1 protein-coding gene is annotated in these 618 nt (G+C 46.4%); it reads left to right on the forward strand.

The window, feature by feature from the left end:
* Positions 1-69 precede the first annotated feature (69 nt).
* Positions 70-588, forward strand: coding sequence for a ferritin family protein (locus ACYQ78_RS39250; protein ID WP_459806080.1), 519 nt, complete (start codon positions 70-72; stop codon positions 586-588).
* The last annotated feature ends 30 nt before the right edge of the window (positions 589-618 follow it).

Genomic DNA, 618 nt, shown 5'->3' on the forward strand with positions numbered 1-618 from the left:
GTTTCTTCTCGAAAGATTTGACTTTTTCACGTCGTTTTTTGCCCGATTTCTACGATTTTCAAGATCAAAATGTGTTCTCTAGCCCGTCAGAACTACCACGAAGAGTGCGAGGCTGGTATTAACAAGCAAATCAACCTTGAGTTGTATGCCAGTTACGTGTACATGTCAATGGCCTATCATTTCGACCGCGATGATGTGGCTCTGCCAGGTTTCCACAAGTTCATGCTGAAACAGTCGGATGAGGAGCGCGAACACGCTATGAAGCTTATGAAGTACCAGAATCAGCGTGGTGGCCGAATTGTGATGAAAGAAATCAAGAAGCCAGAGAAGGATGAATGGGGAACTGGATTGGAAGCAATGGAGGCAGCTTTGAATTTGGAGAAGCATGTTAATCAAGCTTTGCTGGATTTGCACAAAGTTGCTGATACTCACGGAGATCCTCAGATGATGGACTTCCTTGAGGGGGAATTCCTTGAAGAGCAGGTGGAGTCTATCAAGCAGTTCTCTGAGTTTGCCACCAGCTTGAAGCCTGTTGGCCCTGGACTGGGTGAATACCAGTTTGACAAGCTGACCTTGAAGGACGACTAGAGGCTGTCGGTCAAACATGTCCTCTTCAAC

The organism is Herbidospora sp. RD11066 (assembly GCF_054661255.1).